Source organism: Comamonas avium (assembly GCF_014836675.1).
GTDB classification, from domain to species: Bacteria; Pseudomonadota; Gammaproteobacteria; order Burkholderiales; family Burkholderiaceae_C; genus Comamonas; species Comamonas avium.
The window spans coordinates 368,720-393,932 of record NZ_JACSQK010000001.1 but is presented as its reverse complement, the minus strand read 5'-3'; the positions used below and the strand labels follow the sequence as shown (position 1 = coordinate 393,932).

At 56.6% G+C, this 25,213-nt stretch carries 24 protein-coding genes and 3 tRNA genes; 11 read left to right on the top strand and 16 right to left on the bottom strand.

The genetic code is table 11. The features are described 5' to 3' along the window. The first annotated feature begins 88 nt into the window (after positions 1-88). Positions 89-658: a chromate transporter gene (locus tag H9646_RS01765; RefSeq protein WP_191721602.1), complete on the top strand. Its 570-nt coding sequence runs from the start codon at positions 89-91 to the stop codon at positions 656-658. After that, positions 655-1,263, top strand: a complete 609-nt coding sequence (locus H9646_RS01760) for a chromate transporter (protein WP_191721601.1) — start codon at positions 655-657, stop codon at positions 1,261-1,263. Before H9646_RS01765 ends, H9646_RS01760 begins: the two co-directional genes overlap by 4 nt. A gap of 7 nt (positions 1,264-1,270) precedes the next feature. Here H9646_RS01760 and H9646_RS01755 read toward each other — a convergent pair whose 3' ends face one another. Beyond that, positions 1,271-2,038: an SIR2 family NAD-dependent protein deacylase gene (locus H9646_RS01755; RefSeq protein WP_191721600.1), complete on the bottom strand. Its 768-nt coding sequence runs from the start codon at positions 2,036-2,038 to the stop codon at positions 1,271-1,273. Positions 2,039-2,069: 31 nt separating this feature from the next. After that, entirely contained in the window at positions 2,070-2,822 is a 753-nt protein-coding gene (gene rlmB / locus H9646_RS01750; protein ID WP_191721599.1) for a 23S rRNA (guanosine(2251)-2'-O)-methyltransferase RlmB, read from the bottom strand. Between the two features lie 189 nt (positions 2,823-3,011). On the opposite strand from rlmB, the gene sstT reads away from it, so the two are divergent. After that, positions 3,012-4,229: a serine/threonine transporter SstT gene (gene sstT, locus H9646_RS01745; protein ID WP_191721598.1), complete on the top strand. Its 1,218-nt coding sequence runs from the start codon at positions 3,012-3,014 to the stop codon at positions 4,227-4,229. Between the two features lie 125 nt (positions 4,230-4,354). On the opposite strand, the gene H9646_RS01740 is transcribed toward sstT, so the two are convergent. Next, on the bottom strand, positions 4,355-4,603 hold the full coding sequence (locus H9646_RS01740; RefSeq protein ID WP_191721597.1) for a DUF3297 family protein: 249 nt from the start codon (positions 4,601-4,603) through the stop codon (positions 4,355-4,357). Between the two features lie 78 nt (positions 4,604-4,681). Continuing rightward, on the bottom strand, positions 4,682-5,365 hold the full coding sequence (locus tag H9646_RS01735) for an ABC transporter ATP-binding protein (protein ID WP_191721596.1): 684 nt from the start codon (positions 5,363-5,365) through the stop codon (positions 4,682-4,684). On the opposite strand from H9646_RS01735, the gene H9646_RS01730 reads away from it, so the two are divergent. Beyond that, complete coding sequence (locus tag H9646_RS01730; protein ID WP_225213917.1) at positions 5,364-6,035, top strand: arylesterase; 672 nt, start codon at positions 5,364-5,366, stop codon at positions 6,033-6,035. The two genes, H9646_RS01735 and H9646_RS01730, sit on opposite strands and share 2 nt — an antisense overlap. Positions 6,036-6,278: 243 nt before the next feature. Here H9646_RS01730 and H9646_RS01725 read toward each other — a convergent pair whose 3' ends face one another. From H9646_RS01725 to H9646_RS01715, 3 genes are all read right to left on the bottom strand, one after another. Beyond that, entirely contained in the window at positions 6,279-7,103 is an 825-nt protein-coding gene (locus H9646_RS01725; RefSeq protein ID WP_225213916.1) for a DUF2189 domain-containing protein, read from the bottom strand. Positions 7,104-7,275: 172 nt separating this feature from the next. Then, positions 7,276-8,517, bottom strand: coding sequence for a PLP-dependent transferase (locus H9646_RS01720; protein ID WP_191721595.1), 1,242 nt, complete (start codon positions 8,515-8,517; stop codon positions 7,276-7,278). A 93-nt stretch (positions 8,518-8,610) separates the two neighbouring features. After that, positions 8,611-9,069, bottom strand: coding sequence for a BON domain-containing protein (locus tag H9646_RS01715; protein ID WP_191721594.1), 459 nt, complete (start codon positions 9,067-9,069; stop codon positions 8,611-8,613). Between the two features lie 177 nt (positions 9,070-9,246). On the opposite strand from H9646_RS01715, the gene H9646_RS01710 reads away from it, so the two are divergent. From H9646_RS01710 to H9646_RS01700, 3 genes are read left to right on the top strand one after another with little or no spacing between them, the layout of a single operon-like run. Continuing rightward, the gene (locus H9646_RS01710) at positions 9,247-10,914 is read left to right on the top strand and encodes a SulP family inorganic anion transporter (protein WP_191721593.1); all 1,668 of its coding nucleotides are present in this window, start codon (positions 9,247-9,249) and stop codon (positions 10,912-10,914) included. 50 nt (positions 10,915-10,964) lie between these two features. Next, on the top strand, positions 10,965-11,777 hold the full coding sequence (locus H9646_RS01705; RefSeq protein ID WP_191721592.1) for a GGDEF domain-containing protein: 813 nt from the start codon (positions 10,965-10,967) through the stop codon (positions 11,775-11,777). 14 nt (positions 11,778-11,791) lie between these two features. Then, positions 11,792-12,646, top strand: a complete 855-nt coding sequence (locus H9646_RS01700; RefSeq protein WP_191721591.1) for a MinD/ParA family protein — start codon at positions 11,792-11,794, stop codon at positions 12,644-12,646. Positions 12,647-12,770: 124 nt separating this feature from the next. Here H9646_RS01700 and H9646_RS01695 read toward each other — a convergent pair whose 3' ends face one another. Continuing rightward, the gene (locus H9646_RS01695; protein WP_191721590.1) at positions 12,771-13,184 is read right to left on the bottom strand and encodes a DoxX family protein; all 414 of its coding nucleotides are present in this window, start codon (positions 13,182-13,184) and stop codon (positions 12,771-12,773) included. A gap of 65 nt (positions 13,185-13,249) precedes the next feature. Next, positions 13,250-13,963 (bottom strand): pirin family protein, encoded by a 714-nt coding sequence (locus tag H9646_RS01690; RefSeq protein WP_191721589.1) that lies wholly within the window; start codon positions 13,961-13,963, stop codon positions 13,250-13,252. 123 nt (positions 13,964-14,086) lie between these two features. On the opposite strand from H9646_RS01690, the gene H9646_RS01685 reads away from it, so the two are divergent. From H9646_RS01685 to H9646_RS01670, 4 genes are read left to right on the top strand one after another with little or no spacing between them, the layout of a single operon-like run. Then, positions 14,087-15,043, top strand: a complete 957-nt coding sequence (locus tag H9646_RS01685) for a LysR family transcriptional regulator (protein WP_191721588.1) — start codon at positions 14,087-14,089, stop codon at positions 15,041-15,043. Between the two features lie 11 nt (positions 15,044-15,054). Further along, positions 15,055-16,014 carry a tRNA glutamyl-Q(34) synthetase GluQRS gene (gluQRS, locus tag H9646_RS01680; protein ID WP_191721587.1) on the top strand — a complete coding sequence of 320 codons (960 nt, stop codon included), beginning with the start codon at positions 15,055-15,057 and terminating at the stop codon, positions 16,012-16,014. A gap of 16 nt (positions 16,015-16,030) precedes the next feature. Then, positions 16,031-16,762, top strand: coding sequence for a tRNA (guanosine(46)-N7)-methyltransferase TrmB (trmB, locus tag H9646_RS01675; RefSeq protein ID WP_191721783.1), 732 nt, complete (start codon positions 16,031-16,033; stop codon positions 16,760-16,762). 38 nt (positions 16,763-16,800) lie between these two features. After that, entirely contained in the window at positions 16,801-17,799 is a 999-nt protein-coding gene (locus H9646_RS01670) for a GGDEF domain-containing protein (protein WP_191721586.1), read from the top strand. 205 nt (positions 17,800-18,004) lie between these two features. Here H9646_RS01670 and alaS read toward each other — a convergent pair whose 3' ends face one another. From alaS to H9646_RS01635, 7 genes are all read right to left on the bottom strand, one after another. Continuing rightward, positions 18,005-20,629 carry an alanine--tRNA ligase gene (gene alaS / locus H9646_RS01665; RefSeq protein ID WP_191721585.1) on the bottom strand — a complete coding sequence of 875 codons (2,625 nt, stop codon included), beginning with the start codon at positions 20,627-20,629 and terminating at the stop codon, positions 18,005-18,007. A 245-nt stretch (positions 20,630-20,874) separates the two neighbouring features. Beyond that, entirely contained in the window at positions 20,875-21,792 is a 918-nt protein-coding gene (locus H9646_RS01660; protein ID WP_191721584.1) for a pseudouridine synthase, read from the bottom strand. An 80-nt stretch (positions 21,793-21,872) separates the two neighbouring features. Continuing rightward, positions 21,873-23,180 carry a 3-deoxy-D-manno-octulosonic acid transferase gene (locus H9646_RS01655; RefSeq protein ID WP_191721583.1) on the bottom strand — a complete coding sequence of 436 codons (1,308 nt, stop codon included), beginning with the start codon at positions 23,178-23,180 and terminating at the stop codon, positions 21,873-21,875. Between the two features lie 34 nt (positions 23,181-23,214). After that, the gene (locus tag H9646_RS01650) at positions 23,215-24,603 is read right to left on the bottom strand and encodes a phosphomannomutase/phosphoglucomutase (RefSeq protein WP_191721582.1); all 1,389 of its coding nucleotides are present in this window, start codon (positions 24,601-24,603) and stop codon (positions 23,215-23,217) included. 332 nt (positions 24,604-24,935) lie between these two features. Then, positions 24,936-25,010, bottom strand: a tRNA-Val gene (locus H9646_RS01645). A 27-nt stretch (positions 25,011-25,037) separates the two neighbouring features. Next, positions 25,038-25,112, bottom strand: a tRNA-Val gene (locus H9646_RS01640). 25 nt (positions 25,113-25,137) lie between these two features. Continuing rightward, positions 25,138-25,212: transfer RNA gene (locus H9646_RS01635), tRNA-Val, on the bottom strand. Between the last annotated feature and the right edge of the window lies 1 nt (position 25,213).

The window sequence follows — 25,213 nt, the reverse complement described above, 5'->3', positions numbered from 1 at the left end:
CCTGACACAGACTGACTGCAGCAACCCACGAACCATGCCGAGCGCGGATTCCTGCGCTAGCATCGGCGCAGTCCTTTTCTAGATACCCATGACCTCCCCTGCGCCCACTGCCAGCCCAGCTTCACCCCGTGCTCTTTTTTGGGCTTTTGCAAGCTTGGCACTTCAAGGCTTTGGCGGCGTCATGGCTGTTGTTCAACGCGAACTGGTGGACCGCAGACGCTGGATGACGCAAGAACAGTTCGCGCAGGACTGGGCTGTGGCACAGATTCTCCCGGGCCCTAACGTGGTCAACCTTTCCATCATGTTTGGCGAGCGGCATTTTGGCTGGCGTGGGGCTTTTGCAGCCACAGCAGGCATGCTGATTGCGCCTACGCTGCTGGTACTGGCTGTAGGCAGCTTGTACCTTCAGTGGGCCAGCCACCCGGCAGTCAGTGGTGCGCTGCGCGGCATGGGTGCAGTTGCTGCAGGACTGGTCATTGGCACGGGCCTGAAACTTTCAGTGGCGCTGCACAAACACCCACTGCCCTTGTGGCTGGGCTGGCTCCTGGCCATGCTTGCATTTTCCATGGTGGTCTTTCTGCAGTGGCCCTTATGGTGGGTGCTGCCCATTATTGGCGGCATTGGCTGTGGATTAACCTGGCTGCGAACAACACCATGACTTCTACGCTGACGCCACTGGCCCTGGATACCTCTGCTTGGCTGCATTTGATTGCGTATTTTTTGTCGCTTTCGTTGCTGTCTGTTGGGGGTGCCATGGCCACTGCACCCGAGATGTACCGACATACCGTAGAACAGCAAGGCTGGTTGTCTGCGCAGCAATTTTCCGACTCGATTGCCATTGCCCAAGCCGCCCCGGGCCCCAACATCATGTACGTGGCCCTGCTGGGCTGGAACATTGGCCTGAACGCCATGGCACCCTACACCGGCTGGTCTGCTTGGCTGGCGGCTTTGGCCGCTTGCTTGGCCTGCATGGGTGGCATGCTGCTACCAAGCTCTTTGCTCACATGGAGCAGTACCCGCTGGATGCGCCGCAACCACGCTTTACGCAGCGTGCGCGCTTTTCGCTGGGGGATGATGCCTCTGGTGGTTGGCATGGTGCTCGCCACGGGCTGGATTCTGGCGGCTCGTGATACCGGCGCAGCCCATGCCTGGGCACCATGGCTGCTGACTGCCACAGCGACACTTTTCGTCTGGAAAACAAGACTGCACTTGCTCTGGATGCTCGCTGCCGGTGCACTGCTCGGTGCTTTGGGCTGGATTTAGAGCCGCATTAAACAACGCCGTCCAGCATCATTGGCAACACCTTCGCTGCGGGGGCTCGCAGCAGAGCATCTGCTAGCATATCCAGCTCAGTGGCCTGCGGATTCACGATCACAACCTTGGCACCTTGCTGGTGGGCTTGAAATACCAGACCCGCAGCAGGATAAACCACGCCCGATGTACCCACCACCAGCATCACATCACAGGCATTCACGACCGCTTCTGCGTGCGCCAGCGCATCAACTGGCAAATGCTCTCCAAACCAGACCACACCAGGGCGCAGCATATTGCCGCAGGTGCTGCAGCGTGGCGGCTGTCCACCCAGCGCCACTGTCTTGGCCATCTCGCAGCACGGGCCACAGGCATCGAGCCACTGGTTGCGCATTACATCGCCATGCAAGCTAATTACATCGTGGCTGCCTGCACGCTGGTGCAAACCATCCACATTCTGCGTAATCACACTTAGCTTACCGGGATGAGCTTTTGTAAAAGCTGCCAAAGCCAGGTGCGCCGCATTGGGCTGCACAGCAGCCACCAGCTCGCGCCGGTAGCTGTACCACTGCCATACCCGCTGTGGATGCGCACGAAAGCCAGCCTCAGAAGCCATCTCCTGCGGGTCAAACTGCGCCCAGTAGCCCGTGTGCGTATCACGAAACGTAGGCACACCCGATTCCGCACTGACGCCAGCCCCGCTCAGAACCACCAAGTGCTGCGCCGCATGCACCCATTGGCGCGCCAGCTCAAGGCTCTTCGCGCTTTCGACCTCTAAGTCTGGCATGACGCTGGCTCGCAACTACAGTTTTAAAAGCTCAGTGGGCCTGACGCTGGCGCACCGCTTCGTATAGACAGACGCCACTGGCCACAGACACATTCAGACTTTCTACTGCGCCTTGCATCGGAATACTGATCAGTTCATCACAGGTCTTGCGGGTCAACTGGCGCATGCCATCGCCCTCGGCACCCAGCACCAGAGCCACAGGCCCCTTCAAGTCCACCTGATACAGATGCTTGTCTGCGTCGCCGCTGGTGCCAATGATCCAGATATTGCGCGCTTGCAGCTCTTTGAGCGTGCGCGCCAGATTGGTCACCATGAAATACGGCACGGTTTCGGCAGCCCCACTGGCCACTTTCGCCACAGTGGCATTGATGCCCGAGGAATGGTCCTTGGGCGCAATGACCGCATGCACGCCGGCGCCATCGGCCACACGCAGGCAAGCACCCAGATTGTGGGGATCGGTCACGCCATCGAGCACCAGCAGCAGAGGATTTTTGACTCCGGCTTCCTCCAGATCATCCAGCAACTCGTCCAGCGTACGGGTATCTTGAACCTCTTGCACACGCGCTGCCACACCCTGGTGACCATGGCTGCCAGCCAGCTTGGCAATGCGCATGGCATCGGCCTCAATCAGTCGTGCACCAGCTTCTTTGGCTCTTTCCAAAAACTGGCGCATGCGGGCATCACGGCGCGTGGACTCGTAATAAATTTCAATAATGGATTGGGGCGCGGTCTTGAGGCGCACGCCGACGGCATGAAAGCCGAAAAGAACTTTGGGGGACGACATAGGGAAGGGATTATCCAGCGAAGCGCACATTGCAGAACAGCCGCTTCAAGATACCTTGTGTTGACTTAGATAAATCTTTTGTTCCAAAGCATCACTTCATGCCATGCAGTTATGAGGGTATATCCATCAGCATTGAAGCTTGAGCACCTAAACTCGCCGTCTTTCAATGTAAGTGGTGCAAGTTTTTCCATGATCTTTCAACCTTTGCTGAGCTGGTCAAAGCGAACCAGCATCGTCACGCAAATTGTCATTGGACTCGTTTTGGGCATTGCGCTGGCCATCTTCTGGCCACAGGCGGCCCTGCGCGTTGAGTTTCTCGGCACGTTGTTTATTTCCGCACTAAAGGCTGTGGCCCCCATTTTGGTCTTCGTGCTGGTGATTGCGGCCATCAGCAACCAGCGGCCTGACCAGACCAGCCACCTCAAGCCTATTTTGTGGCTGTATGCGATTGGCACTTTAAGTGCTGCCATTGTGGGCGTTTTTGCCAGCATGCTGTTCCCTACGACGCTGATGCTCAAGGATGCCGCAACAGGCATGGCCGCACCAGGCGGCATTGCTGAAGTGCTGATGCAACTGTTTAAAAATGCGGTCGACAATCCCGTCAACGCCTTGATGCACGCCAATTACATCGGCATTTTGGTGTGGGCCATTGCCATCGGTATCGCCCTGCGTCGGGGCGCTGAAAGCACCCGCCAGGCCATGGCCGATTTTTCTAACGGAATTACCTTGATCATTCAGGCCGTAATCCGTGTGGCACCCATCGGTATTTTTGGCCTGGTGGCTTCGACCGTTGCCTCTACCGGCACCCAGGCGCTGACAGGCTATGCCCATTTGCTGGCCGTGCTGCTGGGTTCAATGCTGGTCGTTGCCTTGATCATCAATCCGCTGATCGTGTGGTGCAAAATTCGTCGCAACCCTTATCCACTGGTACTGATGTGCCTGCGTGAAAGTGGTGTCACTGCTTTCTTTACACGCAGTTCTGCAGCCAACATTCCGATCAATCTTGCGATCGCAAAGCGTTTGAATCTGGATGCAGACACTTACAGCGTCGCCATTCCTTTGGGGGCCACCATCAATATGGCGGGTGCGGCAATCACTATCAGCGTGCTGTCGCTGGCTGCGGCCAACACACTGGGCATCGTGGTAGACATTCCCACCGCCATTTTGCTGTGCGTAGTGGCATCGGTGTGCGCTTGCGGTGCATCCGGCGTCGCCGGCGGATCGCTGCTGCTCATCCCTTTGGCGTGCTCGTTGTTTGGCATCTCCAACGACATTGCCATGCAGGTGGTTGCCATTGGGTTCATCATTGGGGTGCTGCAGGATTCTGCAGAAACAGCGCTCAACTCTTCCACCGATGTCATCTTTACCGCTGCGGTATGTATGGCTGAGGAAGAGCGCAACAGCTGATGTAACTGGCTGGTGCGCTCAAAGAAAAAGGCTCCCATGAAGGAGCTTTTTTCTTTCCTGCGCATGCGCAGCAGGCATAAAAAGCAGCCTCAAGGGGCTGCCTGGCGGGCCAAAGCCGACACGACTTAACGGTAGTAGGCTTCCACAACACCTTTAATTTTGATCAGCAAAGGGCGGCCCTTGCGGTCCAGCGTCTTGCTGGCAGGTACCTTGACCCAGCCTTCACTCACACAGTACTCTTCCACATCATTGCGGTCTTTGCCGTTGAGGCGAATACCAATATCGTGTTCAAACACGGCAGCATTGAAAAATTTGCTGGAAGGGTCGATCGACAGGTGATCAGGCAGTTCTGGGCGCGCAGTAGCTTCAGTCATAGTTTTTCCAAGTCAGCGGGGATCAAGCCCCCAATTCACGAATGCGGCGATTGTCCAGCATTTGGAACATCCTGGCAGTTAAACCAAACAGCCCGCTTCAATGGTCAGCGTACGTTCACACTGCGCTGCAATGCTTCTATCGTGCGTGACCAGCACCAGGGTTGTCCCTTGCTCGCGGTTCAGCTCAAGCATCAAGTCCATCACGGACGCTCCGGTGGCATGGTCCAGGCTGCCCGTAGGCTCATCGGCCAGTAGCACTGCAGGCTGCACCACAAAAGCCCGCGCCAGCGCTACGCGCTGCTGCTCGCCACCGGATAGCAATTTGGGGTAATGCCCCAGGCGTTGCCCCAGACCCACGCGCTGCAGCATCTCAGAGGCCATCTGCCGCGCGCCACGCACACCTGCCAGCTCCAAAGGCAGCATGGCGTTCTCCAGCGCAGTCAGATTGGGCAGCAGTTGAAAACTCTGGAAAACAAAACCGATCTTTTGCCCACGCAACGCAGCACGGGCATCTTCACTCAAAGCAAAAATATCTTGTCCTTGCAGACGCACAGTGCCTTGGCTGGGCGTATCCAGCCCCGCCAGCATCGACAGCAAAGTGCTTTTTCCAGAGCCCGACGCGCCGACAATGGCTGCCGTTTGCTGCGGCTGCAGGCTAAAGTGAATATCGCGCAAAATCTCCAGAGTGCCAGTGGAGTCAGATACTGCTTTGGACAGGTGATCAACCTCAATCACGGGCAAAAGGGGAGCATTCTTAGACATGAAAGACCTTGTAGCAGGCATGCACAACGCATACACATGGGGAAACCGCCGTCACTTTATCGCGTCTGTGACCGCACTCGGAGTTTGGCCACTGGCTTACGCGGCCAATACGCCGCACATTCTGGTTCTGGGCGACTCACTGAGCGCGGAATATGGTCTGGCACGAGGCACTGGCTGGGTGGCACTTTTGGAACAAAAACTGGCTCACGAGCAACGCCCTGCCAAGGTGGCCAATGCCAGTATCAGCGGTGAAACCACTTTTGGCGGCCGTACACGCTTGCCAGCCTTGCTCAAGCAGCACCAGCCCAGTGTGGTGGTGATTGAGTTGGGCGGCAACGATGCGCTGCGCGGTTTGCCATTGACTGGCACTTTGGACAATCTGCGCGCCATGACGCAGGCTGCACAAAACGCAGGGGCGAAGGTGCTGTTGCTTGGCATGCAAATGCCCCCAAACTATGGAAAAAAATACGCGCAAGACTTTGAGCAGCTGTTCGCTCAAGTGGCCAAAGAGCAAAAGGCCACATTGCTGCCGTTCTTTTTGAAGGGGGTGGCTGATGCCCCCAACCCTACGGCCCTTTTCCAGACTGACCGCATTCACCCCACCGCGGCCGCGCAGCCCCTCATGCTCAACAACGTCTGGCCGCTGCTGCAACCGCTGCTGAAACCATAAAAAAACCAGCCCGAGGCTGGTTGAGGCATTACTCCGCTGCAGGCGGTGTGGGCAGCGAGTTTTGCGGTTGGTACGGCTCGCCTTCAGGCGCTTGCTCTGGGTTAGTCTTGCGCTCCGATTTTTCACGCAACTTGTCTGCTTTTTTGTTTTTCTTAGCCAGTTCGCGTTGACGCTTTTCGTATCCGTAGTTGGGTGTAGCCAATGTTTGCTTTCGTTGAAGGGCTTGCAGTGAATGCGGCCACTCTAACACCCATCTTCAGATGTTGCTGACAAGCCAGTTGCAGGCGCTATGCAGGCGCGGTATGCATGCCAGGTGGCACAGCCCAGCCAGGGGCCAACCACAATCAACGGCAGTTGCCAGGGCACTACCAGCGCCCCAGCCACCAGAGTCACGATCAGCACTGCCCACAGCAGCATAACCCCTGTCTGGCTGAACACCACCCGAAAGCTGGTGATGGCAGCGGTCAGCGCATCGGTGCCGCGATCGAGCATCAGCGGCAAAGCCACTACGGTACTGCCAAAGACGACGGCGGCAAAAACACCACCAACCACGGCGTAGGCCAGCAAGAACTGCCAGTTTTCAGGGTTAAAGACCGCCTGCAGCACCCCTGTGGTCGATGGCATGCCGGTATTGAAGAACACGGCAAACACCACCAGAGAAGCGCGTCCCCACAGCAGCTCCAGCACAATCAGAACAAACACCAGCATGCCCATGCTGCCCAGTTGCTTGTCCCAGCAGGTAATGGACTGACCAAGGTCAGGCTGCAGCCCTTGCTCCAGTCTGCGGCTGGTGTCGTACAGGCCCATCGCCAGAAAAGGCCCTACCAGCAGGCAACCACTGGCAATCGACATGGTGTATTGCGGGCTGGCATTAAATACCCAGCCCAGCACCAGCGCCATTGCCCAGAAACACAGCCCATAAAACAGCGACACACTCCATGCACGCTGCATGTCGCGCCAGCCTGCCGCCAGCCAGTGCAGTGGCGCAGCCAAGCTCACTGGCCGCAGATGAATCGCAGCCCCCACAGTGGAAGATGCAGCCATCGTCTGGGAATCAGGTGTCGCCATAGCCTTGCCTCCTGTATGAAGACAGAAGACCACAGCCTCGTTCGGGCGTCAATCAGAGAAACACGTGCACAAAAAAAGAAGTTGCTTTCGCTGTACAGCCGGCACTTTCAGATAGTTTTCATATTTAAAGCACCTTAATACAAGCGATTGCAGCTCTCATTTTCAATGATATCTATGCTTGCCAGGCTTGGCTAAACGCCTTTTCCCAGGCTTGCGCCAGATCGCGCAGCAAGTCTTGCGTGTCCTCAAGCCCCACACAAAAGCGCACCACTGTGCCTGCCTTCAGGGCCCCGCCGCCGCAGCCGCGCATGCTTTCAATCTGGTAAGGCACCACCAGACTCATGGGCCCACCCCAGCTGTAGCCCAGCTTGAAGTACTGCAAGCTGTCGCAGAAACGGTCAATCGCATCCTGACCAAACTGTGCATCAATGACCACGCTGAACAAACCTGCAGCAGCCCCTTGCCCCTGGTGTGCGCTGCCACACAGTGCTTTCCAGTGCGCATGCCCCGGCGCCCCTTCGAATGCCGGGTGCAGCAACTGGACCACCGCAGGCTGGCGCTGCAGGCCAGCGGCCAGAACGCGGGCGCTGACATCGTGTGCGTGGTAGCGCAACGCGATGCTCGATAGCGAACGCAATACCATCTCCGCATCATTGGCGCCCACACCGATTCCCAGGCGCATGTGCGTCAGCTTGATGCGCATGTGCAGCGACGGGCTGACTGTCATGATGCTGCCCATCAGCACATCACCACCACCGCTGGGGTACTTGGTCAGTGCGTGGACTGACACATCGGTTGCCAGACTTCCGCCATCCGCCAGCAAATCAAAAGGTTTGAAGGCCAGCCCAGCGCCCCAGGTGTTATCCAGCACCGAGGTGACCCCTCGTGCACGGCATGTCTGCACCATGGCGATCAGGTTCGGGAACTCCATGCTCACGCTGCCCGGTGCCTCCAGCCAGACCAGCTTGGTTGCGGGTGTGATCTTGCCCTCCAGATCGGCCACATTCATGGGGTCATACAGCACATGGCGAATGCCCCAGCGTGACAGCTCATGCGCGGCGAAGTCCTTGTTCGGCCCGTAAGCGTTATCAGGCATCAAAACCTCATCGCCTGCCGACAGCAGCGCCAGCGACACCGTGCTGATGGCGCTCAGCCCACTGGGCACCAAAAGACATTGCTTGCCGCCTTCCAGGCTGCACAGGCGCTCTTCGAGCTGGTACGTCGTCGGTGTGCCATGCAGGCCGTAGGTGTAGCCGCTTTTATCCAGCCACCGGCGTGTACGCATGTCTTGCACATTGTCAAAAATGACAGTCGATGCTTTGTGCACTGCGGGCTGTGGCGCAGAAAATGCTTGCGGGGCTTGGTAGCTGTGATGCACCAAGTCGGTCGAGATGTGGCGTGCTTGTTCAGTCATGGTGACATGTTAAGCGGCAAGTTGCGCTGGCTCTCCAAAACAAAAGCTGCCCGAAGGCAGCCTTGCTGTTTAGAGATGCTCTGGCGAATGGGTTCAGGACTTCACGGCCAGCAAGTTGTTGACCGACGTGACGCCTTCTACACCCTTGGCCAATTGTTCGGCACGGTCTTTGGCAGCTTGATTGGGCGCTTCACCGCTGAGGGTGACCGCACCGCCGTTGGTGTCTACTTCGATCTTCAGTGCACTCAGTTCAGAATCCCCGACCAGCGCTGCCTTCACCTTGGCAGTCACACCGGCCTCACCCATGGCTGCGGTTGCGTTGCTGGCAGCATCCTTGGTGGCATCCATCGCATTTTCCAGCTTCTGGCCTGTGGTCTCTGCTGCCTTTTCGACTTCACTCTTGGCTTTTTCAGCCGCCTGCTCCGTGCGATCTACAGCGTTATCCAGCTTCTGGCCAGTTGTTTGACCATCGTTAGGGCCACAAGCGGTCAAACCCAGTGCCAAAGCAGAAACAGCCAATACCTGCAGCAAATTCTTTTGAGTAATAGACATAGTGTGAAAGCTCCTCATCCTTGGTCGTAATGAAAAAAGGTCAAGACTGCGCATCATGACCACGTGGATGCAATGTAGATTCTCTGCTTGTTACAACTGGTGGGATGGCTCCTAAGCATCCGTAGGACAATCGCGATCATGTAACGAGGCCTAAAAAGCATCCACAATTGCGAACCTATGCAATTGAAACAGTGGTTCCCCTTTTTGTCATGGCCCAGACTCAGTCCCGCCATGGCGCGCGATGAGGTGCTGGCCGGGGTCACCATTGGCCTCATGCTGCTGCCACAGGGCGTGGCGTATGCAGCACTGGCAGGCATGCCACTGGTTACAGGCATTTATGCCGCTTTGCTGCCTTCGCTGGTGGCAGTTCTGTGGGGCGCATCTCCACGTCTGGGTGTTGGCCCTACGGCGTTGACCAGTTTGCTCATCGGCACTTCATTGGTCGGCATGGCCGAGCCCGGCAGTGCCCAGTGGGTCACATTGGCGGCATGGATGGCCATCATGGCGGGTGCAGTGCAGTGGCTGCTGGGTGCGCTGCGCAGTGGCTGGCTGGTGAATCTGGTGACTTCGCCTGTCCTCAACGGTTTCACCCAGGCTGCAGGCATTTTGATCTTCCTGTCCCAGTTGCCTGACTTGCTGGGTTTGCGCAGCTCCTGGAGCGCCTTGTTTCACGACCCCAGTCTTCACCATTTTGATGGATTGGCCTTTTGCTTTGGTGCCGGTGGGCTGGCCGCCCTGCTCTTGCTCAAAAAGCTGGCCCCAAAACTGCCGGCTGCCGTCATGGTGGTTGCCTTGTGCGGCATCATCAGCGCTGCAGTGGGCTATGCCGAACACGATGGCAACATCGTAGGCCACTTACCTGCAGGCCTGCCTGGCCTGGCGATTCCTGCCGCCATCACCATGGATCAGTTTAGCCGGCTACTTTTGCCGGTGCTCATGATCAGCCTGGTGAGCTTTTTGGAGGTTGCATCCAGCGCGCAGGTGGAACACCGCCACACCGGAACGCGCTGGAATGAAAACCAGGACCTGATTGCACAGGGCATGGCCAAAGTTGTCGCTGGTTTGAGTGGCAGTTTTGCCATCAGCGCATCTTTTTCGCGCTCCGCAGTCACCTTGCACTCGGGCGCAAAAACAGGCTGGGCAACTGTCTTTGCAATTGCCATGGTGCTGGTGACTGTGCTGTGGCTCACCCCTGTGCTCTACCACGTACCACAGGCGGCATTGGCTGCAGTGGTAGTGTCTGCCGTGATCAACCTGATTCAGCCACGCAGCTTGCGCGCCCTGTTCCGCATCTCGCCCATTGAAGGCGGCATTGCACTGACAACATTTGTACTCACTCTGGCCACTGCTCCGCGCCTGTACTGGGGCGTTTTAACAGGTGTGCTGCTCAGTCTGTGCCATTTTCTCTACCAGCGGCTGCACCCTCGCATTCTCGAAATTGGGGAACACGCCGATGGCAGCTTGCGTTCGCGTGGCATTTGGGACCTGCCTGCCATTGCTCCGCACGTCTTGGCACTGCGCATGGATGCAGAGTGGGACTTCGCTTCATCAGCCGCTCTGGAGCGCTACGTCACCCAAGTACTCCAGCAGCAGCCACATATTCAAATCGTGTACCTGGATGCGCAACCCATTAACCGCATTGATGTGACTGGGGTAGAAAGTTTCATGCGACTGCGCCAAAGCTTGAGAAAGCAGGGTATTTGCCTGCATATTGGCGGTTTAAAGTTGCCAGTACAGGCCATACTGGACAAGGCTGGCGCTCTGGCGTCAGGGCCTGATTTGCAACTGTCACGCACCAACGCGCAAGCGTTGCTAACAATGCGTGTATCTTGCACAACCAAATAGGCTGAAAGCCCGCATCGTTACTGCACAGACTGCTACACTTGACCGCATTAATGGCGCTAAACCATCGTTTTGTGACTGGCACTAACTTCTTATCACTGACCGCTTTTCAGCAACTCCGCTTGGACGGAGCTTTGGCATTGCTTGGAGAAGAAGAAAGTGTCGCACTGCCCCACGCGCAAATCGATGCAGTCGCCCGGCTGCAAACCATCATTGACGGTTTGTGTGACTTGTCCTTGCGAGACCCCTTAACAGGCACCGCCAACCGACGCCATTTTGACTCAGTACTGGACCGGGAACTTGATCGCGTCGCGCGCTCTGGGGATGTGGCCTTGCTGCTCATGATTGACATCGATCACTTCAAGCAAGTGAACGATCAATATGGGCACAACGTGGGTGATGCTGTACTCCAGCAAGTTGCGCATGCGCTGACCGGATGTGTGCGGCCCATGGACACACTGGCCCGCTATGGCGGTGAAGAATTCGCCATTGTGCTGCCCGCCTGCCAGCCGGCTTACGGCCAAAACGTGGCAGATCGAGTGCGCCGTGCTGTAGAAGCATTGCACATTCGCATTGCCTCAGGCCACGAAATCAAGGTGACCGTCAGCATCGGCGGCGCTTATGCCCTGCAATGGATTCGCAGCACACGCAAACTTTGGGTAGAGCGTGCAGACCAGCAGCTCTACGTGGCCAAAGGCGCTGGCCGCAACCGCATTGAAATCGAACAACAACCTGACAGCACCGTGACTGCAGAGGAAAAAAACTTGCTCTTCATCCCTGAGTTAAGCGCCGACACGTCCACGTGGTCTGGTGATTGGATCGAAGTGTTGGCCGCGTCTACGGATTCGGCTGATGGCGTCAACTGAAGGCATGCATTGAAATGAGCGACGTGCTGTCCCCCCTCTCTCCGACCAAAGTGGCTACCACCTCCTACGGCCCGCGCCCGCGCAACGCATCCAGCGCCCACATCATTGCTGTCACCAGCGGTAAAGGCGGTGTGGGTAAAACCTTTGTTTCCGCCAACCTGGCTGCGGCTCTGACACGCCATGGCTTGCGCGTTCTGGTGCTGGACGCGGATTTGGGTCTGGCCAACTTGGACGTGGTACTCAACCTGTACCCCAAAGTCACACTGCATGACGTATTCACCGGCAAGGCCTCGCTGCAGGAAGCGGTTGTCACAGCCCCTGGCGGCTTTCATGTGCTGCTTGCCGGCTCAGGCATGGTGGAGTATTCACGCCTGACCCCTGAAGTGCGCAACCAGCTCATTCATGTCATTGACACCCTGGCTCCCAACTACGACATCATGCTGCTGGACACAGGCGCTGGCATCTCGGACGTAGTGCTGTTTTCAGTCTCTCTGGCCCACGAAGTTTTGATTGTGGCAACCCCGGAACCCACATCTCTGACCGACGCTTACGCCGCCATCAAAGTACTGACCACGCAACAAAAGCGCCACAACATGCGCTTGGTGATCAACCAAGCTGCGCGTCCAGGCGATGGCCGCGCCATCACCGGTCAATTGCAGCAGGTGCTCAATCGCTTTGTTCACTCTGAATCAGGCTTGCCTATGCGCCTGATTCATATGGGTGACATTCCTGCAGACAAAGCAGTTCGTGAGGCCGTCATGCGTCGCCAGCTACTGATTCAAGCCTCTCCAGGCTGCGCAGCCTCTTTGGCAATTGCCCAGTTGGCCAACCGCATCAAAACCATGGTGACCCCCACACAGGCCGTGTAAGCCACCAGCATAGAGAACACCCACTCAAAAGAGCTACCTACAGGTAGCTCTTTTTTCATTTAAAGCAGTGCAAATGCTTGTCTACACCGCAATCAACGCCACAGCAATGCGGCTTTGATTGGCATTACAGACGGTTGCGCTTGGCATCCACGCTGAAAGTGCCTGCACCAAAGGCGGCCAGCACGAGCAAACCACCCACGACCGCAATGTTCTTATTGAACATGAGTTGCTGCACCATGGCCTGATCTGCCGGCAGCGACCAGTAAGCATGAAAGAAGAAACTTGCAACCAGCGTAAAGAAAGCCAGCAGCAAAGCCGCAGGGCGCGTCATAAAACCAATCAAGATCATGATGCCGCACACCAGTTCAATCAGCAGGCCCACCGCAACGCCGACCTCTGGCATTGGCAGGCCCATGGCACTGGCATAACCGACCGCACCAGAAAAACCCATCAGCTTTCCAAATCCAGCGGGAATGAAAAGCCAGGCCATCAAGATGCGACCAACCAGTGCGAATGTGGCAGTCATTGAATGATTCATACGGTACTTTCCTTGGGCAATGCCCGTGTTGTGAATAAAAACTCTTCCCCCATGCCGAGCAGTTTTCATGCAGCCAAATCGAATACCAGTAATTCAGCGGTCTGATCACTTTCAAACTGCAACGCATGCTCATTTTCTGCAAGCAAGGCATCTCCGCTTGTCAGCTTTTTGCCCGCAACGACCACCTCACCGTCGATGACAAAAACATAGCATTTACGGCCAACAGCAATCTCATGGGTCAACTGCACGACCTGGCCTGCAGCGGGGCGCAGCAAGCTGGCATAGATACGCGCATCCGCATTCAAATGCACTGAACCTTGCAACCCCTGAGGATCGGCCACCAAACGCAGCACATTGGTTTTTTCTGCATCTGTAAAACGCTTTTGCTCATAACCAGGCTCCAGGCCCGTGCCACTAGGCTGCAGCCAAATTTGCAGGAAATGGGTGGCCTTGCCTTCGGCATGGTTGTGCTCACTGTGAACCACGCCAGTGCCCGCCGTCATGCGCTGCACTTCCCCGGGCTGAATGGTCTGCACATTGCCCATGCTGTCTTCGTGAGACAGCGCACCATCCATCACATAGCTGACAATTTCCATGTCTTTGTGGGGATGTGCGCCAAAGCCCGTACCTGCTGCAATACGGTCTTCGTTGATCACCCGCAAATTACCCCAGCCCATATGTTTGGGGTCGTAATAACCTGCGAATGAAAAACTGTGGAATGACTTGAGCCAGCCATGGTTGGCAAAACCACGGTCTTGAGATTTGCGAATATGAATCATGAGTGGCTCCTTAATATCGGCAGCGGTTTGCTGCAATACCTCGACTGTAAAAGTGAAAGCCTTGCTACAGATCAAGCCAGTTTGATGGCATCATTCAAACTCTTTGAATGAACGTATCGCAGCATGCCAAGCCCTCGTGACGTTTTAACCCCAGACAGCCTCGCCATGCTGCAAGTCATTGCCGACACTGGTAGTTTTGCGGCTGCAGCGCGGCAATTGCGGCTGGTGCCCAGCGCCTTGACCTACCGGGTTCGGCAAATGGAAGAAGCACTGGACGTGCTCTTGTTTGACCGCAGCGCACGCCAGGCCCAGCCCACGGAAGCAGGCCAGGCGCTGCTATCCGAAGGCATACGCCTGCTGCAAGACATTGATGCAGTCGCACACCGCGTTCGCCGTGTGGCAACAGGGTGGGAGCCAGAGCTGACCATCGTGGCAGATGGCGTAATCTCTCAGGCCACCTTGTTTGATCTGGTCGAGGCGTTTTATGCACTGGGCTCACCCACCAAGCTCAAGCTGGGCATGGGCACGCTCACCGGCCCCGTGGAATGCCTGACCACAGGGCGTGCCGATCTAGCCTTGGGCGTTGGCACCACCAACACCAGCGTGACGGGACTGCAACTGGACGATCTGGGCGATATCACCTTCGCCTTTGCCGTGGCACCTTTTCACCCCTTGGCACAAATACAAACGCCGATCACAGATGAAATGCTGCTCGAGCACCGTTTGGTCGTAGTGGCTGACTCGGCACAAAAAGAACGCGTCTCCATGGGACTGCTTAATGGGCAGGACATCTTCACGGTCGATACCGTGCAAGCCAAGATTGATGCCCAGGTGCGTGGCCTGGGCTGCGGGTTCCTGCCCGAGACGATGGTGCAGCCCTATGCGCAAGCAGGTTTGCTGGTCACCAAGGCTGTCACCCGCCCTACACGCCAGATCCGCATGCGCTATGCATGGAAAAAACCAGGCAATGGTGGATTGGGTAAAGCTTTGCACTGGTGGTTGACCCAGCTGCAAAGCCCCGTGACCCAGCAAGCCTTGCTTGAAAATCACCACCTGTCGCTGACCACATCAGCGCGCTAAAACTGCAGGCCATGCGTTCTAGCGCTTATCGCGGGCGGTTTGCCCCTTCTCCCACGGGCCCTTTGCATGCAGGCTCTTTGGTGGCTGCCCTGGCCAGCTGGCTGGACGCACGCGCCCACCACGGCAAATGGCTGGTGCGCATTGAAGACATCGATCCTCCGCGCTGTCCTGCAGGTGCCGACACGGTGATCTTGCAGCAGCTCACACAATGCGGGCTGATCCCGGACGAGCCACCCACCTGGCAGTCACAACGACACAGCCACTACGCAACAGCCTTGGCTCAGCTTCAAGACGCGCAACTGGCTTACCCCTGCGGCTGTACCCGCAAAGACATCGAAGCAGCCTGGACACACATGGGGCTGACGCATGCGCGCCACATCGAACGCCCTTACCCTGGAACCTGCCGGGACGGTTTGCATGGCAAAACCGCACGCAGCTGGCGTTTTGCTTTAGAAAAATATATATCCAGCTGGCCTCAGTCCGAAGATAGACAAATTCAAACTGCTCCTTTTTGCATAAAAGATGGCCTCCTGTGCTGGCAAGACCGCCGTCTGGGCACTGAGCAGCAAAGACCCGCAGATGTGGCAGGCGACTTTGTCCTGCAACGTGCTGATGGCTTGTACGCCTACCAACTGGCCGTCGTGGTGGACGATGCCTTGCAAGACATCACCCACGTGGTACGCGGCGAAGATTTGACCGACAACACCCCACGCCAGCTGCTGCTTCAGCATGCTCTGGGTCTGCCGCACCCTACCTATATGCACACCCCACTGGTACGCATGCCTGACGGCGAGAAACTTTCCAAGCAGCACGGCGCACCGCCCCTGGATGTCAGTTGCCCACTCCAAGCATTGAACGCTGCAGCAATCTGCCTGGAGCTACCTGCGGTATGCCCTGAAACTACGATGACTGATGCGCTAGCTCAATGGGTCAACATATGGCAAGGCATTTACAATGTGCCCCGTGACTGAGCACCAAATCAACCCCATGGCTGACACCAATGCAGCCTCTCCCTCCCAATCCGCTGAAGGCAAGCCTCCAGCGGACGTGGCATTTCCCAAAACTATCCGCAGCTATGTACGCCGAACTGGCCGTGTCACCACGGGCCAGGCCAAGGCATTCGAAGATATCGGCCCGCAATTTTTGCAGCCCTACACGAACGCCCCTCTGGATGCGCTGGCTGCATTTGGTCGTGAAGGAAAACTGATTCTAGAAATCGGTTTTGGCATGGGCGAGGCCACTGCGCACATTGCACGCGTGCGACCAGAAGACAATTTTCTGTGCTGCGAAGTGCACGAGCCCGGCGTAGGTGCGCTGCTCAAGCGCATTGGCGAACAAGACATTCACAATATCCGCATCCTGCAACACGATGCAGTGGAAGTGATCGACAACATGCTGCCTGAAGGCAGTATTGATGGCGTGCACATTTTCTTCCCAGACCCCTGGCACAAGAAAAAGCACAATAAGCGCCGCTTGATTCAAAGCCCGTTGGTTGCCAAACTGGCCTCGCGCTTGAAAACGGGTGGATATTTCCATTGCGCGACAGACTGGGAGCCTTACGCTGTCCAGATGCTGGAAGTGCTGAGCGCTGACAGCCAGTTGGTCAACACTGCACAGGGCTATGCCGCCAAGCCAGACTACCGGCCACTGACCAAATTTGAAAACCGTGGTTTGCGGCTCGGTCATGGGGTTTGGGACTTGGTATTTACCAAGCGCTAGCACCCGTCACTGCCATCGCCCCAACAGACCCGAACTTCATGCATATCCTGCAAAACTTGGTTCAGATGACCGGCCAGCGCGATCACTTGCGCTTGGAACTCTCCGTTTTATCGACTTTTTTGCAGTTACCTCGCATTACGAATGTTCGGGCGCTGGAACTACTCAAACTGGACGATGAATACTGGGTTCGCCCACGCACCTGGCAGCAAGCCGGGCAACTGGTCTCGGCGCCCCAAGACTTTGCCAACGACCCGCAGCGCTTTGCGCTACACGAATTACCGTACCTGCACGCCTGCATTGCAAACAAGCAGCAGCAAGCGCAGCATTCACCCGGCATTGGCCAGCACATTATCTGGCTGCCCGTATGGATGCACGATCAAGTGCGCGCCTGCGTGGAGATTACGCAGTCAGAGCCAATTTCTGCGCACAGCCTGGACGTCATTACGGGTGTTTTCAATGTCTACCAGAACTACCAAAGCTTGCTCGATTACAGCGAGCGTGATGCCTTAACGGGATTGCTTAACCGCAAGACCTTCGATGAGCATCTGCTGCGATTTGCTGCTGCAGCGCAGACCACGGCATCGGAAGAGTTTTCTTGGCTGGCAGTCATTGACATTGACCACTTCAAACAGGTGAACGACCGCTTTGGCCATCTGTTTGGCGACGAAGTGCTAATTTTGGTCGCCAATTTACTGCGCACAGCCTTTGGCTCACAGCACCGCATCTTCCGTTTTGGTGGTGAAGAGTTTGTCGTCCTCATGCCCCCTTCACTCAAAGAGGCAGCGAGGGCCGCCCTGGAAGCATTCAGAAACCTGCTGGCAGCACATGAATTTCCGCAAGTGGGCCGTGTCACTGTCAGCGTCGGCTTTGCGGGCGCCAAGCTGTCCTCGCCTGTCGAAATCTTGGGCCAAGCAGACCAAGCGCTGTATTACGCCAAAGAAAATGGGCGCAACCGTGTATGCCACTACGAATGTCTGCAAGACCAGGGCTTGCTGCAAAACTCTCAGGTTTCTCACGACGACGTTGAACTTTTCTAAGTTCTGGCTCAAGCGCAGTGTGGGCAGAGCTGCTTCAATCAATCTGCAAGCAGCACCACTCTCTTTGTGACAAGACCTTGTACTGCTGATTGAGCGACTCGGCTTCCGGCCAACGCCTCCCACCCCATTGCCAACCACCACCTGCCGATAAAAAAAGCCAGAGCACATTCATGCACTCTGGCTTTTTGCATACAGTGATTGCGGTTTAGATACGCTCAGTCACCCAGGCTTGCACCGATGCCAGCGCCGCAGGCACGGCCGCAGCATCTGTGCCACCAGCCATGGCCATATCGGGCTTGCCACCGCCCTTGCCCCCCACTTGCTGGGCCACAAAGTTCACCAGTTCACCTGCCTTGACCTTGGCAGTCTCGGCCTTGGTCACGCCTGCAGCCAGCTGCACCTTGTCGCCATCCACAGCCGCCAGCACGATCACAGCAGCGCCCAGCTTGTCTTTGAGCTTATCCATGGTGTCGCGCAGCGTCTTGGCATCAGCGCCTTCCAGCTTGGCGGCCAGCACCTTGATGCCGTTGATTTCTACCGCTTGGCTCAGCATTTCATCGCCTTGGCTGGAAGCCAGCTTACCCTTGAGCGCCGCGACTTCTTTCTCCAATGCCTTGATCTGCTCCAGCGTGCCACCGATGCGGGTGGTCAGCTCGGCCACAGGGGCTTTGAGCACGGCGGCAGCTTGGTCTACGGTGGACTCCAAAGACTGCAGGTACGCCAATGCGTTCTCTCCTGTCACGGCCTCAATACGACGCACGCCAGCGGCTACACCGCTTTCGCCCACAATCTTGAACATACCAATGTCACCCGTGCGATGCACGTGCGTGCCACCGCACAGCTCACGACTGGTGCCGATGTCCAGCACGCGCACAGTTTCACCGTACTTTTCACCGAACAGCATCATGGCGCCGGTGGCCTTGGCCGCTTCGATGTCCATCACTCGGGCATCGGTTGCCGTATTGGCCAAAATTTCGGCATTCACGCGGCGTTCAATTTCGCGGATTTCAGCGGCGGTGACTGGGGCGTTGTGGGTAAAGTCAAAACGGGTACGGTCTGCATTGACCAGCGATCCTTTTTGCTGCACATGGCTGCCCAGCACTTCGTGCAAGGCCTTGTGCATGATGTGCGTGACAGAGTGGTTGCGCATGGTAGCCGCACGCAACTGTGTATCCACTTGGGCCTGCACCGCATCGCCCACCTTCAGGCTACCCGACTCCAGTACACCATGGTGACCAAACACATCTGCTCGTATCTTTTGCGTGTCTTCCACCACAAAGCGCCCTGCGGGTGCAAAGATCACGCCCTGATCACCCACTTGTCCACCGGATTCAGCATAAAAAGGAGTGCTATCGGTAACAACGACGCCGTTTTGACCAGCATTCAATACGGAAACTGGCGTACCTTCAGCGTATAGCGCTACGATATTTACAGATTCAGCCAGTTTGTCGTAGCCAGTGAAAGTGTTGGCTGCACCGGTGTACTCCAGCGCACGGTCCATCTTGAACTTGCCGGCCGCGCGGGCCTTGTTCTTTTGCTCTTCCATGGCGATCTTGAAGCCGGCCTCATCCACGCTCAAGCCACGCTCACGGGCCACGTCGTTGGAAAGATCCAGCGGAAAACCATAGGTATCGTGCAGCTTGAAGGCTACGTCGCCAGGCAGCACCTTGACATCGCCTGCCAGTGCGCTGTCCAAAATTTCCATGCCGTGAGCCAGCGTTTCAAAGAAGCGCTCCTCTTCCACGCGCAGCACTTCAGTAATGCGAGCCTCCTGCTCGCGCAGCTTGGGGTAAGCATCGCCCATCACTTGCACCAGGTCTTTGACCAGCTTGTGGAAAAACGGTGTCTTCTGTCCCAGCTTGTAGCCATGGCGAATGGCACGGCGCACGATGCGACGCTGCACATAGCCACGACCTTCGTTGGAAGGAATCACGCCATCGCTGACCAAAAACGCTGTGGCGCGGATGTGGTCGGCAATGACCTTCAGCGACGGTGTTTCCAGATCCGTAATGTGCGTTTCGCGGGCAGCAGCAGCGATCAATTTCTGAAACAGATCGATCTCGTAGTTGCTGTGTACATGCTGCAAGATGGCAGCCAGGCGTTCCAGCCCCATGCCGGTATCCACGCACGGCGCTGGCAGTGGCGTGACCTTGCCGTTTTCGTCCATGTCGAACTGCATGAACACGTTGTTCCAGATTTCGATGAAACGGTCACCGTCTTCATCGGGGCTGCCTGGCGGGCCACCGGCAATGTGATCCCCGTGGTCATAGAAGATTTCCGAGCAGGGGCCACAGGGGCCAGTGTCAGCCATCATCCAGAAGTTGTCGGACTTGTAACGGCCACCTTTGTTGTCACCAATGCGAATCACGCGCTCTGGGGGCAGGCCAATCTCCTTGGTCCAGATGTCATACGCTTCATCATCTTCTGCGTACACAGTGGCCAGCAGGCGCTCTTTGGGCAGCTTGTACACCTCGGTCAGCAGCTCCCAGGCCCACTTGAGCGACTCGCGCTTGAAGTAATCGCCAAAAGACCAGTTGCCCAGCATTTCAAAGAAAGTGTGGTGGCGCGCGGTGTAACCCACGTTTTCCAGATCGTTGTGCTTGCCGCCGGCACGCAGGCAAGCCTGCACCGAGGTTGCGCGGGTGTAGGGGCGTTTGTCCGTACCCAAAAACACGTCCTTGAACTGGACCATGCCGGAGTTGGTAAACATCAAAGTCGGGTCATTGCCGGGCACCAGAGGGCTTGATTCCACAATGGTGTGGCCCTTGGATGCAAAGAAGTCCAGAAACGACTTACGAATGTCAGCTACGGAAAAAGTGGGAGTGCTCATGGATATGTGTTTTCGTTGTGCGCAAACCTGCGGCACGGGACAACCTGCGATTATAGGTTTCATGCCCTGCTTCGTACGAGAGAGTCTTCATCGTACCGACAACCCAGCAGGCTTATGAAGCCAAGCACCAGAAATACATGCTGTTTGACGTGCAAAGGATTGAGAAATCCTGCCATTTCGGTATGCGACTTACCGCCCACCAATACAGCACATGCGCACTAGCCACTGGCGCTGGCTGCTACACGTCAATCGCGGGGCAATGCACCCAAGCTTTGCTGCGTTGAAAACTTGTGTTGCTGCCCGGTCATGGGGTCTTGAAACTCTAGTGTTTTTGCCAGCAACATCAAAGGCCGAGAAAAATCACCCTCTGCAGCATCATCTACAACCGGGTACAGGCCATCACCTTTGAGACCCAAGCCCAGCGATGCCATATGCACGCGCAACTGATGCCGCTTGCCACTGACAGGACTGAGCGCGTAGCGCCCCCATCGCTCGTTGTGCTCCAGCAACTCCATGTGCGTGAAGCTATTGGGAACACCGTCGACCTCCTGCATGCGAATGAAATTTTCACTCTCTTGCATGCGGCTGGCATGTTCGCGCGGAAAAGCAACAGCCGGGTTCCAGGGCGCAATCGCCTCATAGGCTTTATGCACAGTGCGCTGCCTGAACAAGGCTTGATATGCGCCGCGGTCCTGCCGCCTGATGGCAAACAGCACCAAGCCTGCAGTATCGCGATCGATCCGATGCACAGGCGATAAATCTGGCAGCCCCAGCTGATTTTTCAAGCGAATCAGCAAGGTGTTTTGCAAATAACTGCCGCCGGGCGTGACCGGTAAAAAATGGGGCTTGTCCGCCACCAGGATGTGTGCATCTTGAAACAGCACCCTAGCCTCAAAAGGCACTTCTGGCTCAGTCACCACCTCACGGTAGTAATACACGCGCAGACCGTGCAGCAAAGGCGTGGCCACTTCAATGCAGCGCCCCAGCTCATCCACAACCTCCCCCCGCTCGATACGGTCCAGCCAGCCTTGGCGCGATACACCGGATAACCGCTGCGCCAAAAAATCAAGGCAACTGCCAGCTCCCGTACCCGGCAAGACGATGCAACTGGGCTTGACGCCCTCGCGCAAAGGCAGAACTCGGGGATCGTGGGTGTTGTGCATGAACAATTAAAAGCAAGTGTGCGCTTTAAGCCAAATCGGCCGAAAACATATATACAGCAATCGCTAGCTGCTCACATTATTTATGGAGTGCGAGCAGGCTTCAAACACACGATGGCGGCAATGGCCTGTGCCGTTGCCTTGGCAGCGCCTCGATGTGATTGTGCGAACTCCAAGGCTGCATGCCGGGCACGATCCAGTCCTTGCGCATCGCGTGCCAGCGCAGCGGCCAGTTGTACGCCCTGCTCCATGTCCAGCACACGAAACGCCGCCCCCGCTTCACAGGCATTTTGAGAAGCCTGCGCAAAATTAAACGTATGGGGTCCCAGTACCATGGGGCAAGCACAGGCTGCAGCCTCGATCAGGTTTTGCCCGCCCAGTGGCTCAAAACTTCCACCCAGCAAACCCACATGCGAGGCGGCGTAGTACAGCGGCATTTCACCCAGGCTGTCGCCCAGCCACACGTCGACATCCATGGGAGGCAGGCTACTGCCCCACTGGCTGCGCCGCGCCACACTCAAGCCTGCGCTCTCCAGCAGCGCATGCACCTCCTCAAAGCGCTGAGGGTGGCGTGGCACGATCAGCCATTGGCATTGACCGGCAACACCATGAAATTTTCGCCCGACCCACTGGGCAATCCACTGCTCTTCTTCCCCCTCTCGCGAGCTGGCCATGATCACAACCGGCCTGGGGCTTGCAGCACGCCATGCAGTGCCTTGCGCCAGCAAACCCGCATCAGGTTGGACATCAAACTTGAGATTGCCCAGTACCGCGCGCACAGGCGCCCCTAAACTGCGCAAGCGCTGTGCATCTTGCTCAGACTGCGCCCACACCGCTTTCAACGCCGCATAGCAAGGCAAGAACAAGGACGGCCAGCGCTGAGCACCCGCCTGCGACTTGGCATTGAGACGTGCATTGGCCAGCACCAAGGGCACTCCAGCTTGGTGGCAGCCAGCCACCAAATTGGGCCATACCTCGGTTTCCATCAGCACACCAATAGCGGGCTGAAATTGTTTCAAAAACCGGCGCACGGCCTTGCGACTGTCCCAGGGTTGCCAAACTTGAACATCGCCTGGTTGCAGCAGTTTGCGCCCTTGAGCACGACCTGTGGCCGTGCCATTCGTCAGCAACAAACGCATGCCAGGCAGTGCTGCACGCAGTTCTGTGATCAAGAGTGCCGCAGCACGCGTCTCGCCCAGCGAGACGGCATGAACCCACACCCATTGCCCCTTGCCATCCGCGCCAAAATGAGGCGGGGTGTAATGACCAAATCGCTCAGGCACAGCCTCAGCATAGCCAGGCTCGGCCTGTGCACGTTTGCGCAGCTTGCGCTTAAGCAACGGCTGCGCCGCCCAAGCCAAAACCGAGTAAGCGGCCAAACTCCAGTTCATACGTATTGCGCCATTGCTGCTAGCCCACCATCAGTCAATGCGCGGCACTGCCGACTTGTGCACCAGGCTTCACCCGTTCAAGCAGTGCCAGCATTTGCGCCTGAATACGCGCCAACGCTTCTTCGGTGTGACCTTCAAAGCGCAGCACCAGCACAGGCGTCGTGTTGCTGGCGCGAATCAAACCAAATCCGTCGGGCCAATCCACACGCAAACCATCAATTGTGCTGATGTGTGCTGGCGTGGCGAATACATCTGGTGCCAGCGCCTGCAACTGCGCAGTCAGGACATGCGGCTCGCCTTCGGCACACGCAACGTTCAGCTCTGGTGTTGAAAAACTGGTAGGCAATGCATTAAGAACTGCGCTGGGGTTGGATTCACGACTCAAAATCTCCAGCAAGCGGCTGCCAGCATAAGTTCCATCGTCAAATCCATACCAGCGTTCTTTGAAGAAAATGTGGCCACTCATTTCGCCACCGAGAGGAGAGTTCAACTCTTTCATCCGCGCTTTGACCAAGGAGTGCCCAGTTTTATACATCTCAGCGACACCCCCTGCTTGGCGAATGACTGGCGCCAGACGCTGGGTGCACTTCACATCAAACAAGATCGTGCCGCCAGGAACGCGTGACAGGACATCCTTGGCAAACAGCATCATCTGGCGATCGGGATAAATGGTTTGCCCATCTTTGGTCACAATACCCAGCCGGTCGCCGTCTCCATCAAATGCCAAGCCTAATTCAGCATCAGTCTCTTGCAGGGCCTTGACCACATCGAGCAAGTTTTCTGGTTTGCTGGGGTCCGGATGGTGATTGGGAAAATTACCATCAACATCAGAAAAGAGCTCCAGCACCTCACAGCCCAGTGCGCGAAAAATACCAGGTGCGGTTGCCCCTGCCACGCCATTGCCGCAATCAATCACCACTTTGACAGGGCGCGAAAGCTTCACATCACCCACAATGCGTGCGGTGTAGTCACCCAGCACATCCGCACTACGGCTGCTGCCACCCTCTTGCAACGCCCAGCTCTCGGCTTCGATGGTCTGTCTCAGTGCTTGAATTTCTGCGCCATAAATGGCGCGGCCAGCGAGCACCATCTTGAAGCCGTTGTAATCTTTGGGATTGTGACTACCCGTCACCATGATGCCGCTGGTACACAGCGTACTGGCTGCAAAATACAGCATGGGTGTTGTACACATGCCGATGTCAATCACCTCAACACCCACATCCAACAGCCCCGCCATCAAGGCTTGGCTCAGCGCGGGTCCGGAGATACGGCCATCACGACCAACCGCCACGGTTCGCTCGCCCTCCGACAGCACTGCAACTCCAAAAGCACGGCCAATACTGCGCGCCACCTCATCCGTCAAAGTGGAAGGGACCACGCCACGAATGTCATAAGCCTTGAAAATAGAAGCCGCAACCTGCACAACAAATCCTTAACGGTTATTCCGCAAAAAAGAGGCATAGAACTCATGCCAGCGCCCCATTTTAATGGTTCACCTACTGGGCAAGTACCTGCATGCTCAGTTGAGGCATGAAACTTGCCCCGCTCTCACCCCCGTTCTAGCGGGAAGTGGCACCATTGGTGCGACTTTGAACGACGCACTGACAAACGCAAGCTATTCATCCCTAATAGCTGGGCAGCATTGACCGCCACATATAAATTGTTCTGCTGCAAAAATGCCGCTTTGTCAGATTTTTGTTCCAAAAACAAAAAAGGGCTTAGCAATTTGCTAAGCCCTTTTTTATTTCAAAGAGATGGTGCGTGATACATGGATCGAACATGTGACCCCTGCCGTGTGAAGGCAGTGCTCTACCGCTGAGCTAATCACGCAAATCAGCATTGCTGCAGACTTAAAAATGGTGGGTGATACATGGATCGAACATGTGACCCCTGCCGTGTGAAGGCAGTGCTCTACCTCTGAGCTAATCACCCTGATCAGTATCGCTACTGGCAAAAATGGTGCGTGATACATGGATCGAACATGTGACCCCTGCCGTGTGAAGGCAGTGCTCTACCGCTGAGCTAATCACGCA

Bases quoted from the DNA above. Each gene is read 5' to 3' on its own strand.
- H9646_RS01730 (WP_225213917.1), top strand. From the start codon at position 5,364: ATGAAAGACCTTGTAGCAGGCATGCACAACGCATACACATGGGGAAAC.
- rlmB (WP_191721599.1), bottom strand. From the start codon at position 2,822: ATGTCGTCCCCCAAAGTTCTTTTCGGCTTTCATGCCGTCGGCGTGCGC.
- H9646_RS01655 (WP_191721583.1), bottom strand. From the start codon at position 23,180: ATGAACTGGAGTTTGGCCGCTTACTCGGTTTTGGCTTGGGCGGCGCAG.
- H9646_RS01710 (WP_191721593.1), top strand. From the start codon at position 9,247: ATGCAATTGAAACAGTGGTTCCCCTTTTTGTCATGGCCCAGACTCAGT.
- H9646_RS01740 (WP_191721597.1), bottom strand. From the start codon at position 4,603: ATGACTGAAGCTACTGCGCGCCCAGAACTGCCTGATCACCTGTCGATC.
- gluQRS (WP_191721587.1), top strand. From the start codon at position 15,055: ATGCGTTCTAGCGCTTATCGCGGGCGGTTTGCCCCTTCTCCCACGGGC.
- H9646_RS01755 (WP_191721600.1), bottom strand. From the start codon at position 2,038: ATGCCAGACTTAGAGGTCGAAAGCGCGAAGAGCCTTGAGCTGGCGCGC.
- H9646_RS01670 (WP_191721586.1), top strand. From the start codon at position 16,801: ATGCATATCCTGCAAAACTTGGTTCAGATGACCGGCCAGCGCGATCAC.
- sstT (WP_191721598.1), top strand. From the start codon at position 3,012: ATGATCTTTCAACCTTTGCTGAGCTGGTCAAAGCGAACCAGCATCGTC.
- trmB (WP_191721783.1), top strand. From the start codon at position 16,031: ATGGCTGACACCAATGCAGCCTCTCCCTCCCAATCCGCTGAAGGCAAG.
- H9646_RS01720 (WP_191721595.1), bottom strand. From the start codon at position 8,517: ATGACTGAACAAGCACGCCACATCTCGACCGACTTGGTGCATCACAGC.
- H9646_RS01685 (WP_191721588.1), top strand. From the start codon at position 14,087: ATGCCAAGCCCTCGTGACGTTTTAACCCCAGACAGCCTCGCCATGCTG.
- H9646_RS01725 (WP_225213916.1), bottom strand. From the start codon at position 7,103: ATGGCGACACCTGATTCCCAGACGATGGCTGCATCTTCCACTGTGGGG.
- H9646_RS01700 (WP_191721591.1), top strand. From the start codon at position 11,792: ATGAGCGACGTGCTGTCCCCCCTCTCTCCGACCAAAGTGGCTACCACC.
- H9646_RS01705 (WP_191721592.1), top strand. From the start codon at position 10,965: ATGGCGCTAAACCATCGTTTTGTGACTGGCACTAACTTCTTATCACTG.
- H9646_RS01760 (WP_191721601.1), top strand. From the start codon at position 655: ATGACTTCTACGCTGACGCCACTGGCCCTGGATACCTCTGCTTGGCTG.
- H9646_RS01765 (WP_191721602.1), top strand. From the start codon at position 89: ATGACCTCCCCTGCGCCCACTGCCAGCCCAGCTTCACCCCGTGCTCTT.
- H9646_RS01695 (WP_191721590.1), bottom strand. From the start codon at position 13,184: ATGAATCATTCAATGACTGCCACATTCGCACTGGTTGGTCGCATCTTG.
- H9646_RS01690 (WP_191721589.1), bottom strand. From the start codon at position 13,963: ATGATTCATATTCGCAAATCTCAAGACCGTGGTTTTGCCAACCATGGC.
- H9646_RS01715 (WP_191721594.1), bottom strand. From the start codon at position 9,069: ATGTCTATTACTCAAAAGAATTTGCTGCAGGTATTGGCTGTTTCTGCT.
- H9646_RS01660 (WP_191721584.1), bottom strand. From the start codon at position 21,792: ATGCACAACACCCACGATCCCCGAGTTCTGCCTTTGCGCGAGGGCGTC.
- alaS (WP_191721585.1), bottom strand. From the start codon at position 20,629: ATGAGCACTCCCACTTTTTCCGTAGCTGACATTCGTAAGTCGTTTCTG.
- H9646_RS01735 (WP_191721596.1), bottom strand. From the start codon at position 5,365: ATGTCTAAGAATGCTCCCCTTTTGCCCGTGATTGAGGTTGATCACCTG.